Genomic DNA, 16,240 nt, shown 5'->3' on the forward strand with positions numbered 1-16,240 from the left:
AGAAAAGGGCATGAGCCAGAGAAAGAGGATCGAAGAAGCATTGGCAAAATTAGGCATTACGAACGAAGCACAGTTAAACGCAGCAATTCAGGGAATGAAACCGTTAAACATTTCCTTAATGGCAGCAGGGCAGCAGGAAAGAAAGGCGGGTTAATATGGATCTGAATAAAAATCAGGTGATCGCCGTCGATTTTGACGGGACATTGTGCAAGCAGGCATGGCCGGAGATAGGAGAAGAAAACGAAGCATTGATCCGGCACCTGAAAGAAAGGAAAGCAGAGGGCGCAAGGCTGATATTATGGACGAACCGCGAAGGCGATTTACTGGAAGAAGCGGTGGAATGGTGCAGGGAACGGGGCTTGGAGTTTGACACCGTGAACGCGAACTTGCCGGAACTGATCGACCTTTATAAAAACGACTGCCGCAAGATCAACGCCGACATTTACATAGACGACAAGGCAGTAAACCCGATCCCGTACCGACAGGCGGCCGGGTTCACATCATTAAACCCATACGCGAACCCGATCGACAAGGCAGAGTTTGAAAGGAGATCTAACCATGACGGCAATTAAGCGTTACATAAGAATTTTCAGAAGGAAAAGGCAGCAGGCCAGAACCAGAAGGAAAGCAAATCAGTATTTGATCGAAGTATTCAGCCTGACGAAGTGCGGGACACTTTCGGAACTGGACTTTTCGGCCGGTTATTATACCGGGATCGTAACGAAGGCGGCGGAGTTGGGAGAAATCACGGAGCAGCAGCGCGACGAAGTGTTAAGGGTTCTTCACCATATCCACAAAGGCGAAAGAGAGATAAAAGAAAAAGAGTAAATAAAAAAACGGATTGAAAAGGCGGGAACCTTAAACAATCCGTTTTGTTGGAAATCTAACCTATAAATATTATAGCAGAAAGGCGGGAAATGTCAATGTTCAAAACCCATGAAAAGAGCCGGTTTGAGGTAATGAACGGAACACAGATTGAGAATGCGAAACGGATTGTGATCCAGATTGCAGAAGAAAAGTTATATACAAATGGGCGCGGAATGGCGTGCTTTCTTTGCGAAACCGTGGATCCGAAGGAATATGACCGTACAACGGCAGAGGGACGCGCAGCCGCCGCAGAAAAGGAACTGGTCGACGAAATAGAAGCCAACAAAATAGAAATGGAAGAAGCACAGGCGAAGATCGACGCACTGGAAGAACTTCTGGCAGAAGCGAAGGACGCCCGCGAAGGCATGAGAAACGCAGCGGCAGCAGTACGGGAAGAAAACCAGACATTATATAAAGCACTTGTGGAGTGCCGACGCATATTCGGAGAATTGCCGCCGGAAATTGAAACACTGATAGCGAAGGGAGAAAACTAAATGTATACATTAAGCCAGTTTAGAAATTTAACGAAGGGACTTCCGGGAGATTTTGAAATCAGGATCGAAGCGTGTTTCACGCCGGAAGGGAATAAAACGGCGCCGTGTTTTGAAATCGTGACTTCCAAAAAAGCAAGGGAAGTTGTCTTAATGCCGGAAGTGGTACATATAAACGACGGCGAAGACGGCCTGACGGTAAGGCATGAAAAGAAAGGCAAGAAAACGGAGCCGGAAAACACCGTTTAATATGAAATGTGGATAGCCCGGACGCGCGGAAACGCGGCCGGGTAATTCTGCAAGAAGAAAAGCAATCGAACACAGTTTCTTCTTATATAAAAGGAAATCTTCTTTTCCGTCCTTGTAATGGGTATTAACAAACCGACGATCTATAAATTTATATATTCAAGATCAGGATCCAGAAGGGAGAAGGGAAAGGGAAAAGGCGGGGATAACATGAAGGTAAGGACCTATGATAATTACGATTATGTAGAAGCGTATAAAATAGATCTTCAATCAGACATAGAGAGAAAAGCAAGAAGGAAGTTTGAACAGGAAAACCCACTACAAACGCCAGACTATGAAACACAGTGGAAGGAGCAGCAAGAAAAATTAGAGGAATGGGAACTGGAAAGGCTGCTGAAAGAAGGGAAGGTGGAAAGTCTTTACCGGACAACGACTATAAAGGCAAAGAACATTGAAAGCGGACGCGAATTACTGGAAGCGCAAATTTACCCGTCATTCTTTCACAAAGCAGACGTTCCGCGCACAGGGAAAAAGAGAGAAAGCAAACCTTCACAGAAGAACTTAAACGACAAAAAATCCAGAAGGTACCTTGTAAGGCTTGCAAATATCAATTTCAGCAAGAACGATCTATGGTGTACCTTCACATGGGACGAAGATCACCTACCGGCAGACGAAGCCACAGCAGATAGGGACGTGACAAATTTTATAAGGCGAATAAATTACAGACAGAAAAAGAAGGGCCGGGAGAATATCAAGTATATTTATATACCGGTTGTCGAAGGCGCCGAACGTCCACACGTCCACATAATCATGACCGGAAAGGGGATTGATCGAGACGAATTAGAGGAACTATGGGGAAAAGGGGAGAGATCGAACACACGAAGGATCAAACCTGACGAAGATTTTTTGATTTCTGGCCTTGCCACTTATATTTCAAACAATAAGCGCGGGAAAAGGCGTTGGCGTGCTTCAAAGAACCTTAAGAAACCGCCGGAGCCTACGCGCAGTTATTCAAAGTTCAAGAAACCGAAAGTCGAAAAAATGGCGCATGATTATGAAACTTTGAAAGCAGAAATGGAAAAAGCGTACCCGAACTATAAATTTTTAGACGCGGAAGTGAAATACAACGGCGTCACGGCGGCTTTTTACATATACGCCCGCATGGTGCGGAATTGAAGGGGGTGAGAATGTGAAAAAAATCATTGAAGGGAAAATTTACGACACGGAAAAAGCAGAAGTTATTTTTTCGTTTCGGCGAAAGTATCAGGATCCGATCGCTTGGAAGCCGGGGTATGCGTTCAACACATGGGAAGACGCGCGATATTTGAAGACGCAAAAGGGAACATTTTTATTTTATTGCAAGAGCCGGAAAGATCTAAAAGTGGTTAAGGAAGAAGAAGTAAAGAACGTGATCGAAAGGTTGGATCCTGATCGCTTTATGGAACTTTACGGAGAGTTAGAAGAAGGGTAGGTGTGAAATGTGAACCTTGCAAACATGAAGCGTTCCGAAACCACGGAACAAATAAGCCTTTTTAATTGGGCCAGAGCGAACGAAGCGTTTATACCGGAATTACGGTTGCTTCACCATGTACCAAACGAAGGAAAGCGGACAAATGGCGCAGTATTGAAGGCGGCAGGCTTGAAAACGGGCGTCCCGGATCTGTCCTTGCCGGTGCCGCGTGGTGGCTTTCACGGGTTGTATATCGAAATGAAGTTCGGATCCGGGAAGACAACAAAGGCGCAGGAAGAATTTATGGCCTTGCTTCGGCAGCAGGGATATAAAACGGCCGTAGCCTATGGAGCGGAGCAGGCCCGCGAAATTATACGGCATTATCTGGCCCGCGCTGCAGGCTTCGATCTGGTGAATTGCGAAGAAGCCGTGAAAATGTTTGATTATTGCGAAGGCGTCGCCGTGGATTGGGCGCCTTGTGAAAAGTGCGAATTTTACAAAGCAAACAGAGAGAAAGGAGAATGACGAATGTTTTTCAAACAGGCAGTTTTAAAACGTATGCTGAAAGCAGCATACAAGGGCGCGGGCCTGACGGTGGGACACGACGCCGGAAACGAAGAAGGGGGGCCGGAAGGATATTATATTTCTTCCGGGTGGTGGATCATCTGGTTTCTGGCTGACACAATGCCGAAGGAAGCAAAAGCCGCAGTCATTGAGTTGTGCGGCGATCTTCCGGGACCGGGCGAAGTATTCAAAGCAACAAAGGACATGGGGAACCAGTACGAAATTGAACAAAAGGAAGTTTACAACTTGCCCGCTGCATTTAAAAAATGCGATTGCCGTTTTAACGTCACAAAGTTATTAGGGCAGCAGGGCGACAAGGTGATCCGGTTCATTCAGGAAGACGGATCGACGCGGCACGTCACGGCCATATCGGAAATATTTATGAACCTGATAGATCCGGCCGCCGTTGATTACGACAACGGAGAATATGAGCCGTTCGGACCGGTTGCACTTTGCCCGACTTCGCCTTTCATGTATTGGGGCAACAATCAATGTTATCTTATGGCCGGAGTGAGGACAGCAGAAGAAGGAGAAGAAGCGGACTTCTGGAAGTTCTTAGAGGGTACAGAGATTTTATAAAACATTCAAAGAAAGGGGGCCGCCGTCGTGGCGCACACCATAGACGAAGATACAAAGAAAATTGTAAAAGCGATCGTTCACGGGGACCAGAAGCGACAGGGCCGGAAAAGGAAGGGGAAACACACGAACTTTGACCGGCAGGCAGAAGAAGCGATAAAGGCAGCGAAACGAGATCTTCCGCTTGAAGGCATGGGCCAGACGGCGCGCCGCCATATCATAGACAAGATATACAAAAGCCTGTTATACAATACGCCGTGGGAAATGTTGGGCGATACATATTGTTGTAGGCGGCTATTCTATGAATACCGCATGGAGTTTTGTTATCTGATAGCGGTACACATGGGGATCATAGAAGAAGACGGCAGCAGGCAGCAGGCAGCGGGAAAGTAGGTCAGAAACAACCGCCGCCGTCGGATAGAATGAAAGAGAGTTGAGAGCATGGCGAAAGAGTGGACGGACGGTTTCTATTTGTCGAAGCCGTGGAGAAAGACGCGCGACGCATATTACAAACTGCAGCGCGGCCGGTGCGAACGGTGTATGGCTGAATACATGGCAGGCGCCCGAAACATGGAAGATATAAACCCCGGAATAATTGTTCACCACAAAATAGAACTGACGCCGGACAACATAAACGATCCGCACATTGCCTTGTCATTCGACAACTTAGAGTTGCTATGCGAGGATCACCACAACAAGCAGCACAAGGCAAAGCCGAAGCGATATTCCTTCGACGCTGCCGGAAACATTATTGAAAACAAAAACTATAAATAATTTTTTTGAAAAAAATATTTCCATTTCCCACAAACCCCACCCCCCGGTCTGAAATTTTGGACCTTCCAACGAGAACCGAGGGAGTGAGGTAAAAAAAACTCTGCAAGTCGCGCGCACATGGAAGGGGGGTTAAATTATGGCAGAAGATACAGAGAAAACGAAAAAGAAAGCAACAAATAGGCCGAAAAAGTTGACGGCTGCAGCAATTAAAAAAGAGATAGAAAAACTTCAAAAATTATTCGAGGGGATCGAAGACGAAGACAAAAAAACCCTTGTAAATTCAGTCATTGAAGAAGCTGCTTTCCTGAAAGTGGCTTGCCTGCAGGCTAAAGAAGAAATGAAAAAAGAGGGCCTGACGACTGAAACCAAAAACGCTTCGCAGCATTTCATAAAAGCCCACCCTTCAACGGCGATTTATGAAAAATACGCGCGACAATATACGACGATCATTAACCAGTTAATCGAATATTTACCACCGAAAGAAAAGAAAAAGGTTTCAAAATTAGCGGCCCTTCGTGATGAATAATCTTATCACAAATTATATTTTTGAATACTACGACGCCATAACGTCGGGACGTATTCGGGCCGGTAAATGGATCAAACTGGTTTATAAAATTCTTGTCGAGGGTATAAAGTCCGGGGAATGGATCTTTGACTATAAAAAGGCGAATAAGGCGATCAAGTTCATAGAAAATTACTGTCACCATTCGGAAGGCAGAAACGACCTTCTAAAATTGGAGTTATGGCAGAAAGCGATCGTTTCCGCGATCTTCGGTATTCTGGATAAAAACACGGGGTACCGGCAGTTCCGGGAAGTTTTTTTGATTGTGGCCCGGAAGAATGGGAAAACGCTTTTTGCTGCCGCGATCATGGCGTATATGGCATATATTGACGGAGAGTACGGCGCAAAACTGTACTGTCTGGCCCCGAAGTTGGAGCAGGCCGATCTTGCGTATGACGCATTTTATCAGATTGTGCAGCAGGACGAAGAATTGGCAGAAATAAGCAAGAAACGCCGGTCAGATATTTATATAAAAGAGTACAACACCACGATCAAAAAGATTGCTTTCAATTCCAAAAAATCGGACGGTTTCAACCCGCACTTTGTCTTAAATGACGAAATGGAAGCGTGGCCGGGAGATCAGGGCTTGAAGCAATACGACGTTATGGCGTCGGCGCTTGGTGCAAGAAGACAACCGCTCATTCTGTCCACTTCTACCGCCGGTTATGAAAACGACGGAATTTTTGACGAACTTATGAAGCGATCCACGGCATTTTTGAAGGGAAGGGGAAAGGAAGAAACCGAAAGACGGCTTTTACCGTTCCTTTACATCATTGACGACGTGGAAAAGTGGGACACACGCGAAGAACTGGAAAAGTCAAACCCGAACTTGGGCGTTTCGGTATCGTGGGAATATTACGAAGACAAGATCGCAGTTGCAAGAAAATCACTTGCGGCAAAAGCGGAGTTTTTGACAAAGTTCTGCAATATAAAACAAAATTCGTCGATCGCGTGGCTTGACTATATCGACGTTGAGAAGGCAGCAGGCCAGAAGTACACGCTTGAAGACTTCCGCGGGTGCTATTGCGTGGCCGGTATCGACCTTTCGCGAACAACGGACCTTACGGCGGCGACGCTGATAATTGAGAAGGAAGGAAAGAACTATGTTATTACACAATTCTTTATGCCACGGGAGCGCTTCAAAGTGGCGATTAACGAAGAAAACGTACCGTACAATATTTTTGAACAACAAGGCTTCCTGAAACTATCGGGAGAACATCAGGTGGACTACAAAGACGTGTTTAACTGGTTCATTGACCTTGTGAAGAAATATAAGATCAAACCGCTAAAGGTTGGCTATGACCGATATTGCGCCGGTTATCTGGTTCAGGAAATGAAAGAAGCGGGCTTCCACATGGACGACGTATATCAGGGAACAAACCTTACACCGGTATTACATACCTTTGAAGGCGATCTGAAAGACGGCCGCTATTGTTTGGGTGAAAATAATTTGCTACGGTCCCACCTGTTAAATGTGGCGGTGGATATAAACATAAACGACAGCCGCATGAAGCCGGTAAAACTGGAAAAGCGGGCGCACATAGACGGCGCCGTTTCAATCTTCGACGCGCTGGCCGTGAAGATGAAATATCACAAAGAGATCGGCAGACAGTTATTAAACAAAGCCGCGTAAAAAGAGGGTTTCGGCCCTCTTTTTTGCTGCCCGAAAACAGGTCAGAAATTGCCGACCTTTTTTTGTACGATTGAAGCGTGGAAATTTAACCGGCCTTTTATACGCAGAACAGGGGGTGAAGACGACGGGAATTATAAAAGACTTTTTGAATTTCAGGCGCTATAAATATAGACCGCTTTTTGCGATCCGCGGGGAATATTCCGCAGGCGGCGATCTGGACGAAAGCGACATAATCGGATCCATTGAAAATTGCATTGCAACAAACGTCGCGAAACTTACGCCGCAAGTGGTGAGAAAAGACGCGCGCGGAATGGTTATCAAAGAAGACTATCTGGCCCGCCTTCTTTCCTTGCGTTGGGCGCCGGAGTTATCGACATTCGACGCACTGTATAAAATGGCCGCGACGCTGATCCGAAAATCAAACGCTTTCGCCGCAATCCTTTACAACGAAGATTTCACGAAAGTAAAACAGATCGTACCGCTGACAGTAACGACATTTCGGATCTACGAAGACGACGACGGAAATATTTTATTCCGCTTCGTGTGGGACTATGACGGGAAAACCTACGTTCTGCCATATCAGAGCGTGATCCATATCCGCGCAAGGTTCAATAAAAAAAGATTTATCGGAACGCCGCCGGATCAGTCGATCAAAACAACGCTTGAATTACTGGACGCGACGGGGCAGGCATTACGGAACACTGTAAAAAATTCCGCAAACCTGAAAGGGTACCTGAAATATAACAACTTCATTGACGAAGACGAACTGAAAACGAAGGTAAAAGAGTTTCAGGCGGCATACATGAGCGCCGACAACGACGGCGGCATGGCAGGAATTGACAATTCAATGGAGTTTCACGAAATCACGCAGAGAACGCCGAACATTCCAACACTTCAAAGCCAGTTTTTACGGGATAACTTATACCGCTATTACGGCGTGAGTGACGCGATCTTAATGTCGAAGTTCACGGAAAGCGAATGGAACGCCTTTTATGAAAGCGTGATCGAACCGATCGCACTTCAATTATCACTTGAATTTACATTCAAATTATTAACGGAGCGCGAAAGAGGGTTCGGAAACAAAATCATTTTCACTTCAAACCGGCTGCAATATGCGACGCTGCAGACGAGAGCCACAATCGGTTCCGTACTGTACGATCGCGGAATTATTACGATCAATGAGTACCGCGAATTACTGTATTATGAGCCGATCGAAGACGGCGACGTGCGAATGGTAAGCCTGAACTATGTAAAAGCAGACGATCAGAGCCTTTACCAGACGGGGCAGCAGGGCGAAGGAACCGGATCCGGCCCACCCGGAGAAGGCGAAGGGCAGCAGGCCGCGACGGCAATTCAGATCTTGAAAATGTTCGTCCCGGTAACTTTGAAAGGTGGTGAGAAGAAAGAATGGCAATAATCAAAGGTTTCACATTTAAGAACCTGACGGAAACAAGCGCGGAACTGTATTTTTACGGTGACATTGTTTCCGACTGGTGGGGAGCATGGCAGGACGAAGACCAGTACCCGGACGCAATCAAGAATTTTCTTTCGGAGCAGGAAGGAAAAGACCTGAATGTTTATGTAAATTCCGGCGGCGGTTCAGTTTTCGCCGGGATCGCAATTTACAATATGCTGAAACGACACGCGGCGAAAAACAATGTCAAAGTGTTCGTGGACGGCTTGGCCGGTTCGATCGCTTCGGTGCTTGCCTTCGCAGGAAGCGAAGCGCCGGAAATTCCGTCAAACGCCTTTTTAATGATCCATAACCCGTGGAGTTATTGCGAAGGAAATTCGGCAGATATGCGGAAAATGGCCGACGATCTGGACCAGATCAAGACCGGCATTTTGAACGTATACGCTGAACACCTGAAAGAAGGCGTCACAATAGACCAGATCAGCGCGTTAATGGACGCGGAAACATGGTTAAACGGGCAGCAGGCAGCGGAATATTTCGACATTAAAACGACGGAGCCGAAGGAATACGCTGCAGCGGTTGGGGACTACATCACGAAGGCAAAATGTAAGAACGTGCCGGAGAAGTTGAAGGCCAAAAAGCCGGATCCTGGTCCTGAAAACAGGCAGCAGGAAACGGACAAGGCAGCAGAAGAAAAGAGAAACGAGATCCGAAATCTCACAATCAAAGCATTTATGGAAGGAGAATAAAAACATGAAGTATGAAGAACTGGTAAAAATGGGCGTCAAAGACTTAAAAGCCAGACTGAAAGACCTGAACACGCAGGCACAGACGGCGAAAGGCGACGCACTGGACGCGCTTCTGGAAGAAGCGAACACGATCACCGGCATTTTAAACGACGTAAAGAGCCGCGAAAAGTTGGCCGGTATTGCTTCCGCAGCGGCCGGGGAGCCGGAGCCGGGAAGCGGAGAAAGCGCAGAGGAACCGAAGGACAAAGCGAGAGAGGAACGCGGCCAGAATTTAAAGAACGGAAAAACGGTCAAGTTTTCCGCGAAAGTGGCGCTTGTGGGCGCAAAGAACGCCATTTCCGTTACGCAGACCGTGACACCGCAGCACACAGCCGACGATCTGAAAGAAACCTTTAACGACGTTTCTTCACTGGTAGATCGTGTAAAAAGAGTTCCTTTGAACGGCGGCGAAACATACCAGAGGGGCTATGTTAAGTCTTACGGCGACGGGGCAGGACCGACCGCAGAAGGCGCAGACTACAACCCGACCGAACCGGTTTTCGGTTATGTGACTATCGAAAAGGAGAAGATCACAGCCTACACCGAAGAACCCGAAGAAATGGTAAAACTTCCGAACGCAGACTATGACGGCGTTGTGGAAGGTTCCGTTTCTAAAGCAATCAGGCGTTACATGGGCCGCCAGATCCTGATCGGCGACGGAACAACCGGAAAATTTAAAGGCATTTTCCACAATCCGACAAAGACGGAAGAACAGGTAATTGATCCGGAGACAGACATTGAACTGGAAGCCATTGACGACGGCACACTGGACGAAATTATTTATTCTTACGGCGGGGAAGAAGAAGTGGAAGCCGTTGCGGTGCTGATCCTGAACAAAAAGGACCTGAAAGCCTTCGCGAAACTTCGCGACAAGCAGGGCCGCAAGGTTTACACCATTGTAAACCATGGCAACACCGGAACGATCGACGGTGTACCGTTCATCATCAACAGCGCTTGCAAAGCGGTTGTGGACGCAGCAACGGCGGCCGGTGACTATGTAATGGCATACGGACCGTTGGAAAATTACGAAATGGCGATCTTTTCCGACATTGACGCCAGAAAGTCCACTGACTACAAATTCAAGCAGGGACAGATCGCATACCGCGCGGACATTTTCGCAGGCGGCGCCGTGGCGGCTTACAACGGCTTCGTGAGAGCGAAGAAAAAGGCTTCCGCGTAAGCAGTAAAGGAAAGGGCGGTTTTCAATGACGATTGACGAATTGAAGGCAGCGGCGAAGTTAAGGGCGCGGAAAATGTCTTCGGACGCACTGGACGAAGACGTTTACCGCCACTTGGACTTTGCGATCGCTGACCTAAAAAGAATAGGCGTGGCAGAAGAATTTCTGAAAAACCCGGAAGATCCGTTGATTATCGAAGCCGCCTTAACCTACGTCAAGGCAAATTATAGCATGGACAGCAACCACGAACGGTTAATGAACAACTATAACATGATCCTGACGAAGATCAAAGGCGGTGATTACAAATCGAAGCAATAATAACCCTGATTGATCCGGGGGAAACACGCGAAGAAGATACAAAAACGCCGGTTTATGCTTCTGTTTTCCCGATCGGCCGCGACGAATACGCAGCAGCGGGAGAAAAAGGCATGAAGGCCAGGTATATGTTTGAAGTTTACGCCAGTGAATACGCAGATCAAAGCGTCGTGCTTCATGGAAAAGAACGGCTGACGGTTTATAGAACATACGGACCGAAGGACAACGACAAGATCGAAGTTTACGCCGGTCAGAGGGTGGGGAATAGGTAATGGCAATTAGTGTTGATAGACTTGCGGCAGAATTGGCGCAGGGGCTTAGTGAATATTCGCAGGAAGTAGCCGACGGAATAAAAAAGGCTGCTGACGAAGTGGCAGACGAAGCCGTCAGAGAATTAAAAAGCACAAGCCCGGTTTTAACTGGTTCCTATGCGAAGGGGTGGACGAAATCGAAAGCCTACGAAAGCAAGAGCGCAAAGAGAAACACGGTCCACAACAAAACCGATTATCAATTAACGCACCTTCTGGAAAAAGGCCACGCAAGCCGGAACGGCGGCAGGGTTGCGGCGAAAGTGCATATTCGGCCGGTAGAAGAAAAAGCCGTGGCAAGTTTTGAAGAAAAAGTGAAAGGAGCGATCGAAAAGTGACAACCTTTGAAGATGTATTAAAGCGCGCCGAAGGCTTGGGCCTTCCGTTCGCTCACAATCAATTCATACCGACCAACAAAAACCCGGTACCGGATCCACCGTTTCTTGTGTGGCTATCTTCGGAGCAGCAGAGGGGCGACGACGCCAAAAACCGGATCCGGCAGATAGAAGGTTCATTGGAACTTTACACGGAGAAAAGGGAAGATCCGGCCCTTGAAAAGCGGATCGAAGAAGAAGTGTTGTTTGACGTGGAATTTCGGAAGTATCAGGCACAGATCCCCGGAGAAGACACGCTACAAACGGCCTATGATTTCACAATCACTCAAAAGAAATGAAAGGAGAATAGAGCATGGAAAGAATTATTCTTGGAAGCGCAGACGTATATATTCAGGCTTTCGACGGTAAGACGGTTCCGGCGACAGCGGATATTTGCGTAAAAGAAAACTTAATGGCTTACATTTCCGGCGGCGCGTCCGCGGAGTATAAGCCGTCTTTTTATACGGCGAAGGACGACACCGGAAATAAGAGAAAAACGATCATCACCGAAGAAGAAGTAACCCTGAAAACGGGAATTATGACTTTCGACGGAAACAAGTTCAAATATCTTTGTGACACGGCCCGCGTAACGGAAGACAAGACGAAAAAGCGCAGGATCGTAAAGATCGGCGGTATCAACAACAGGCAGGGCAGCCGTTACGTTATTTGTCTTCACCACAAAGATCCGGTGGACGGCGATATTTGGGTTTTGATCGTCGGAAACAATCAGGCGGGCTTCGCTATTTCCTTCGAGAAGGACAAAGAAACCGTTATTGACGAAGAAATAACGGCCCTTCCTATGGACGACGAAGGAACGCTTTTACTGTACGAAGAAGAAATGACAGACGAAGAAGCGGCAGCAGGCGGCACAGAGGGAACACCGTAATAACACAACAACCAGAAACGGCAGGGCGGCGCCTTGCCGTTAGTTGGTAGAAAGGAAATTACACAATGGCAAATATGAGTTTTGATTTTAACAAGGTAAACCGTTCGTTTATGACAACTACTTTAAAAGACGGCCGAAAACTGATCGTGAAAATGCCTATGAAAAAGACGTTTGAAAAAATGTCAGCGCTGCAGGAAGTGGACATAGACGGAATGACGATTGACGACGCCATGGACACTTTGGGCGGCCTTTGTGCTGAAATTCTTTCCCACAATATGACGGGCGAAAGAGTGACAACGCAGGAAATAACGGACAATTACGACACCGAAGAAATGGAAGCCCTGATCGACGCCTATATGGAATTTGCGGGCGGCGTAAAGAATAACCCAAATTAAAGATCCCCTTCTACCCCGGAAAGGACGAAGAAGGGGTTTACTACAAAACCAAAACACGGGGCGAAAAACTGGTGATTGACTACACCGGTTTAAATATATGGGAAGTGCAAGAACTGGATCTTGATCTATACCTTTTCTTCATGCGCGAAGCGTTTATACACGAAATGAACCAGACGGAGCAGGGCAGGGAATACCTTGCGAATTGTTGGAGAATTTCGCAAACAGAACCGGACCGAAAGGCCATTCGCGAGAAGTTCAAACGAAGGGGCGGTGAATAGCAAGTGGCAGGAAGCACGATAAAGGGAATTACAATCGAAATCGGCGGCGACACAACGAAACTTGACAAAGCGTTGTCGGGAGTAAATAAGCAGTCGCGCGATATTCAGAAAGAATTAAAAGAAGTCGAAAAGGCCCTGAAACTAGATCCGAAAAATACGGAGTTATTGGCGCAAAAACAAACCCTTCTGAAAGAAGCAGTTTCGGCCACTTCTGAAAAACTGGACGTTTTGAAGAAGGCAGAAGAACAGGTGCAGCAGCAGTTTGAGCGCGGCGAAGTATCGGAAGAACAGTACAGAGCATTACAAAGAGAAGTTATAAAGACCGAAGCAGAGTTGAAAAACCTGAAAGAAGCGGCAGAAAGCGGAAATTCCGCGCTTGAAAAAGTGGGAGAAGCAGCCGGGAAAATCGGGGAGAAATCAACCGCGCTTGGGAAGAAACTTCTTCCGGTAACGGCAGCAATTACCGGGATCGGAACGGCAAGTATCGCGGCATTTAACGAACTTGACGCCGGGTACGATACGATCATAACAAAAACGGGCGCTTCCGGGGAAGCATTGGAAGGGATGCAGGATAGCATGGACAACGTGTTTTCTTCGCTGCCGATAGAAGCAGAAGCGGCCGGAATTGCCATTGGTGAAGTAAATACACGTTTCGGAGCAACGGGAAAGACACTGGAAGATCTTTCGACAAAGTTTATTCAGTTCGCGGAAATCAACGGAACCGACTTAAACGGAGCGATAGACAGTGTGGACGCCATTATGACGAAATTCGGCGTTGACGCTTCACAGACCGGAAATGTTCTTGGCCTTCTCACAAAGGCAGGGCAGGACACCGGCATTTCCATGGACACGCTGCAAAATTCTTTACAGACAAACGGCGCCACATTAAAGGAAATGGGGCTTGACCTCACTTCTTCCGTGAATTTACTTGCACAATTTGAAGCAAACGGCGTTGACGCTTCGGCGGCACTTGCGGGGCTGAAAAAGGCGCAGCAGAACGCGACGGCAGAGGGGAAAACCCTTGAAGAAGCGTTGGGAACGACCATTGAAAGTATAAAGAACGCAGGAAGTGAAACGGAAGCCCTGCAGATTGCAACGGAGTTATTCGGCAAGAAGGGCGCCGCAGAAATGACGCAGGCGATCAGAGAAGGCCGCTTGTCGGTTGACGATCTGGCCGGTTCACTGGAAGATTACGGAACCGTAGTTGAAGACACATTCAACGCGACATTGGATCCACCGGATAAAGCAAAAGTCGCATTGAACAATTTGAAAGTAGCAGGCGCAGATCTTGGCAATGTTTTAATGTCAAGCGTGGCGCCGATATTAGACCGGGTTGTGGAAAAGGTAAAAACCTTCACAACATGGTTTAAAAATTTAAACCAGTCACAGAAAGAAACGATCGTAAAAGTGGCAGCCCTTGTGGCGGCGCTTGGACCGGCGTTAATCGCTTTCGGGAAACTTAGTACCGGAGTATCAAAAGCAATTTCGACATTCAGTAAAATTTCGGGCGTGTTTAAGACCGCAGGAACGGCCGGGAAGGGCTTATGGGCCATTTTATCGGCGAACCCGATCGGGGCGATTGTGGCGGCCGTGGCGGCCCTTGTGGCCGGTTTTGTGCTTATGTATAACAAGTGCGATTGGTTCCGGGAAATGGTAAACGACGCCTTCGCGGAGATTAAAAAAGCAGTAAGCGAAACCATAGAGAAAATAAAGCCTATTTTGCAGCAGTTGGGCGAAAGTTTCAAAAATTTAATGGAGAAATTGCGGCCCGTCTTCGAGTTTTTCACAACTTACGTTATGGCAGTCATAAAAGGCGCCCTTGCCGCGCTGAAACCGATTATTTCGGCAGTACAGAACGCGATCGAGTTTATAAGCAACATCATAAGCGCATTTATGGCGCTATTTCAGGGTGATTTCGACAGTTTCGGCCAGTACATAATGGCAGCGCTGCAGAACGCGATCGACTTTGTGAAAAATATCATTTCGGCCGTGGTGAACTTCGTCGTCTCATTCTTCGAGACGTTCGGCGTTGATGTAAAGCAGATCTTCACGGATATTTGGAACGGGATCGTTTCAATTTTTACCGGCGTCGGCCAGTGGTTCGCGGACCGTTTTACGGAAGCGTACACGAATATTACAAATATTTTTAAAGGGATCGGACAATGGTTTTCGGACAGGTGGACCGACATAAAAACGGCCCTTTCCACCGTCGCCACATGGTTTTTAACCATGTTCCAGAACGCCTATACCAACGTGAAGAACGTCTTTTCGGCGATCGGCCAGTGGTTCGGCGCCCGGTGGACGGATATAAAAAACGCCTTGTCAACCGTTGCGACGTGGTTCCAGACCATGTTCCAGAACGCCTATACCAACGTGAAGAACGTCTTTTCGGCGATCGGCCAGTGGTTCGGCGCCCGGTGGACGGATATAAAAAACGCCTTGTCAACCGTTGCGACGTGGTTCCAGACCATGTTCCAGAACGCCTATACCAACGTGAAGAATGTATTTTCGGGGATCGGTCAGTGGTTCAACGCAAGATACACCGACATAAAGAACGTATTTTCCACCGTGGGTTCATGGTTCCAGACAAAATTCAATGAAGCATACACGAATATTAAAAACGTGTTTAGCAATATCGGATCTTTCTTTTCTGGAATTTGGAGTACCATAAAGGGAATTTTTGCGAACGTCGGAACGAATATCGGAAACGCGATCGGCGGCGCCTTCAAAAGTGCAATGAATAGCGCACTTGCAACCGTCGAAAATGTGGTAAATAAGGCGATCGGCTTCATAAACGGAGCGATCGACGTAATAAACAAACTTCCGGGCGTAAGCGTCGGACACGTCGGATCCGTATCATTGCCGCGTCTGGCAAAGGGCGGCATTTTGAAAAACGGTCAAGCGATCATGGCAGAAGCAGGCCCCGAACTGATCCAAATGGTGAACGGCGAAGCGGTGGTGACGCCATTAACCAGAAGCGCAAGAAATACGGCGCTTGACGCGGCAGCAGGGCAGCAGGGAAGAAGTTTCGTTCAGAATGTGAACATCACAAGCCCGAAAGCCTTAACGCCTTATGAAACGGCCAGACAGACAAGGAACGCAACCCGAAATATGGTTTTGCAGTTACAAGGGGGCGCGTAA

Annotated in this window: 23 protein-coding genes; all 23 read left to right on the top strand. The window is 47.5% G+C overall.

Features of this window, described 5'->3' with window-relative positions; translation table 11 throughout:
* Positions 1-10: 10 nt before the first annotated feature.
* The 23 genes from HDCHBGLK_RS18840 to HDCHBGLK_RS15100 all read left to right on the top strand — a co-directional run bounded on the left by HDCHBGLK_RS18840 (position 11) and on the right by HDCHBGLK_RS15100 (position 16,240).
* Positions 11-154 (top strand): hypothetical protein, encoded by a 144-nt coding sequence (locus tag HDCHBGLK_RS18840; RefSeq protein WP_004606114.1) that lies wholly within the window; start codon positions 11-13, stop codon positions 152-154.
* Position 155: 1 nt separating this feature from the next.
* A complete protein-coding gene (locus HDCHBGLK_RS14995; RefSeq protein WP_004606113.1) occupies positions 156-572 on the top strand; it encodes a hypothetical protein in 417 nt (138 codons plus the stop codon).
* The gene (locus tag HDCHBGLK_RS15000; RefSeq protein ID WP_004606112.1) at positions 559-828 is read left to right on the top strand and encodes a hypothetical protein; all 270 of its coding nucleotides are present in this window, start codon (positions 559-561) and stop codon (positions 826-828) included. Before HDCHBGLK_RS14995 ends, HDCHBGLK_RS15000 begins: the two co-directional genes overlap by 14 nt.
* A gap of 89 nt (positions 829-917) precedes the next feature.
* Positions 918-1,361 (top strand): hypothetical protein, encoded by a 444-nt coding sequence (locus HDCHBGLK_RS15005; protein ID WP_130574620.1) that lies wholly within the window; start codon positions 918-920, stop codon positions 1,359-1,361.
* Positions 1,362-1,607, top strand: a complete 246-nt coding sequence (locus tag HDCHBGLK_RS15010) for a hypothetical protein (protein ID WP_004606110.1) — start codon at positions 1,362-1,364, stop codon at positions 1,605-1,607. It abuts the gene before it with no gap.
* A gap of 207 nt (positions 1,608-1,814) precedes the next feature.
* Positions 1,815-2,780, top strand: a complete 966-nt coding sequence (locus HDCHBGLK_RS15015; protein ID WP_233440696.1) for a rolling circle replication-associated protein — start codon at positions 1,815-1,817, stop codon at positions 2,778-2,780.
* Positions 2,781-2,793: 13 nt separating this feature from the next.
* Positions 2,794-3,075, top strand: a complete 282-nt coding sequence (locus tag HDCHBGLK_RS15020) for a hypothetical protein (protein WP_004606108.1) — start codon at positions 2,794-2,796, stop codon at positions 3,073-3,075.
* A 9-nt stretch (positions 3,076-3,084) separates the two neighbouring features.
* On the top strand, positions 3,085-3,579 hold the full coding sequence (locus HDCHBGLK_RS15025) for a VRR-NUC domain-containing protein (protein WP_082210531.1): 495 nt from the start codon (positions 3,085-3,087) through the stop codon (positions 3,577-3,579).
* A 3-nt stretch (positions 3,580-3,582) separates the two neighbouring features.
* The gene (locus HDCHBGLK_RS15030) at positions 3,583-4,197 is read left to right on the top strand and encodes a hypothetical protein (RefSeq protein WP_130574621.1); all 615 of its coding nucleotides are present in this window, start codon (positions 3,583-3,585) and stop codon (positions 4,195-4,197) included.
* A 27-nt stretch (positions 4,198-4,224) separates the two neighbouring features.
* Positions 4,225-4,587: a hypothetical protein gene (locus HDCHBGLK_RS15035; RefSeq protein ID WP_004606105.1), complete on the top strand. Its 363-nt coding sequence runs from the start codon at positions 4,225-4,227 to the stop codon at positions 4,585-4,587.
* Between the two features lie 48 nt (positions 4,588-4,635).
* Positions 4,636-4,968 carry an HNH endonuclease gene (locus HDCHBGLK_RS15040; protein WP_004606104.1) on the top strand — a complete coding sequence of 111 codons (333 nt, stop codon included), beginning with the start codon at positions 4,636-4,638 and terminating at the stop codon, positions 4,966-4,968.
* 136 nt (positions 4,969-5,104) lie between these two features.
* Positions 5,105-5,494: a P27 family phage terminase small subunit gene (locus HDCHBGLK_RS15045; protein ID WP_004606103.1), complete on the top strand. Its 390-nt coding sequence runs from the start codon at positions 5,105-5,107 to the stop codon at positions 5,492-5,494.
* A complete protein-coding gene (locus HDCHBGLK_RS15050; RefSeq protein ID WP_004606102.1) occupies positions 5,487-7,163 on the top strand; it encodes a terminase large subunit in 1,677 nt (558 codons plus the stop codon). Before HDCHBGLK_RS15045 ends, HDCHBGLK_RS15050 begins: the two co-directional genes overlap by 8 nt.
* Positions 7,164-7,278: 115 nt before the next feature.
* Positions 7,279-8,580: a phage portal protein gene (locus HDCHBGLK_RS15055; RefSeq protein ID WP_233440699.1), complete on the top strand. Its 1,302-nt coding sequence runs from the start codon at positions 7,279-7,281 to the stop codon at positions 8,578-8,580.
* Positions 8,571-9,326: a head maturation protease, ClpP-related gene (locus tag HDCHBGLK_RS15060; protein ID WP_004606100.1), complete on the top strand. Its 756-nt coding sequence runs from the start codon at positions 8,571-8,573 to the stop codon at positions 9,324-9,326. The genes HDCHBGLK_RS15055 and HDCHBGLK_RS15060 overlap by 10 nt, the downstream gene beginning before the upstream one ends.
* A gap of 4 nt (positions 9,327-9,330) precedes the next feature.
* Positions 9,331-10,545, top strand: a complete 1,215-nt coding sequence (locus tag HDCHBGLK_RS15065) for a phage major capsid protein (protein ID WP_004606099.1) — start codon at positions 9,331-9,333, stop codon at positions 10,543-10,545.
* A 25-nt stretch (positions 10,546-10,570) separates the two neighbouring features.
* Complete coding sequence (locus tag HDCHBGLK_RS15070; RefSeq protein ID WP_004606098.1) at positions 10,571-10,861, top strand: hypothetical protein; 291 nt, start codon at positions 10,571-10,573, stop codon at positions 10,859-10,861.
* Between the two features lie 110 nt (positions 10,862-10,971).
* A complete protein-coding gene (locus HDCHBGLK_RS18845; protein WP_004606097.1) occupies positions 10,972-11,130 on the top strand; it encodes a hypothetical protein in 159 nt (52 codons plus the stop codon).
* Positions 11,130-11,504, top strand: a complete 375-nt coding sequence (locus HDCHBGLK_RS15075; RefSeq protein WP_004606096.1) for an HK97 gp10 family phage protein — start codon at positions 11,130-11,132, stop codon at positions 11,502-11,504. Before HDCHBGLK_RS18845 ends, HDCHBGLK_RS15075 begins: the two co-directional genes overlap by 1 nt.
* On the top strand, positions 11,501-11,839 hold the full coding sequence (locus HDCHBGLK_RS15080) for a hypothetical protein (RefSeq protein ID WP_004606095.1): 339 nt from the start codon (positions 11,501-11,503) through the stop codon (positions 11,837-11,839). Before HDCHBGLK_RS15075 ends, HDCHBGLK_RS15080 begins: the two co-directional genes overlap by 4 nt.
* A 14-nt stretch (positions 11,840-11,853) precedes the next feature.
* Positions 11,854-12,426 carry a hypothetical protein gene (locus HDCHBGLK_RS15085; RefSeq protein WP_004606094.1) on the top strand — a complete coding sequence of 191 codons (573 nt, stop codon included), beginning with the start codon at positions 11,854-11,856 and terminating at the stop codon, positions 12,424-12,426.
* Positions 12,427-12,491: 65 nt separating this feature from the next.
* Positions 12,492-12,821, top strand: coding sequence for a hypothetical protein (locus tag HDCHBGLK_RS15090; protein WP_004606093.1), 330 nt, complete (start codon positions 12,492-12,494; stop codon positions 12,819-12,821).
* Positions 12,822-13,102: 281 nt separating this feature from the next.
* On the top strand, positions 13,103-16,240 hold the full coding sequence (locus HDCHBGLK_RS15100) for a phage tail tape measure protein (protein ID WP_004606091.1): 3,138 nt from the start codon (positions 13,103-13,105) through the stop codon (positions 16,238-16,240).

This window comes from [Clostridium] scindens ATCC 35704, from assembly GCF_004295125.1.
Lineage (GTDB): Bacteria > Bacillota > Clostridia > Lachnospirales > Lachnospiraceae > Clostridium_AP > Clostridium_AP scindens.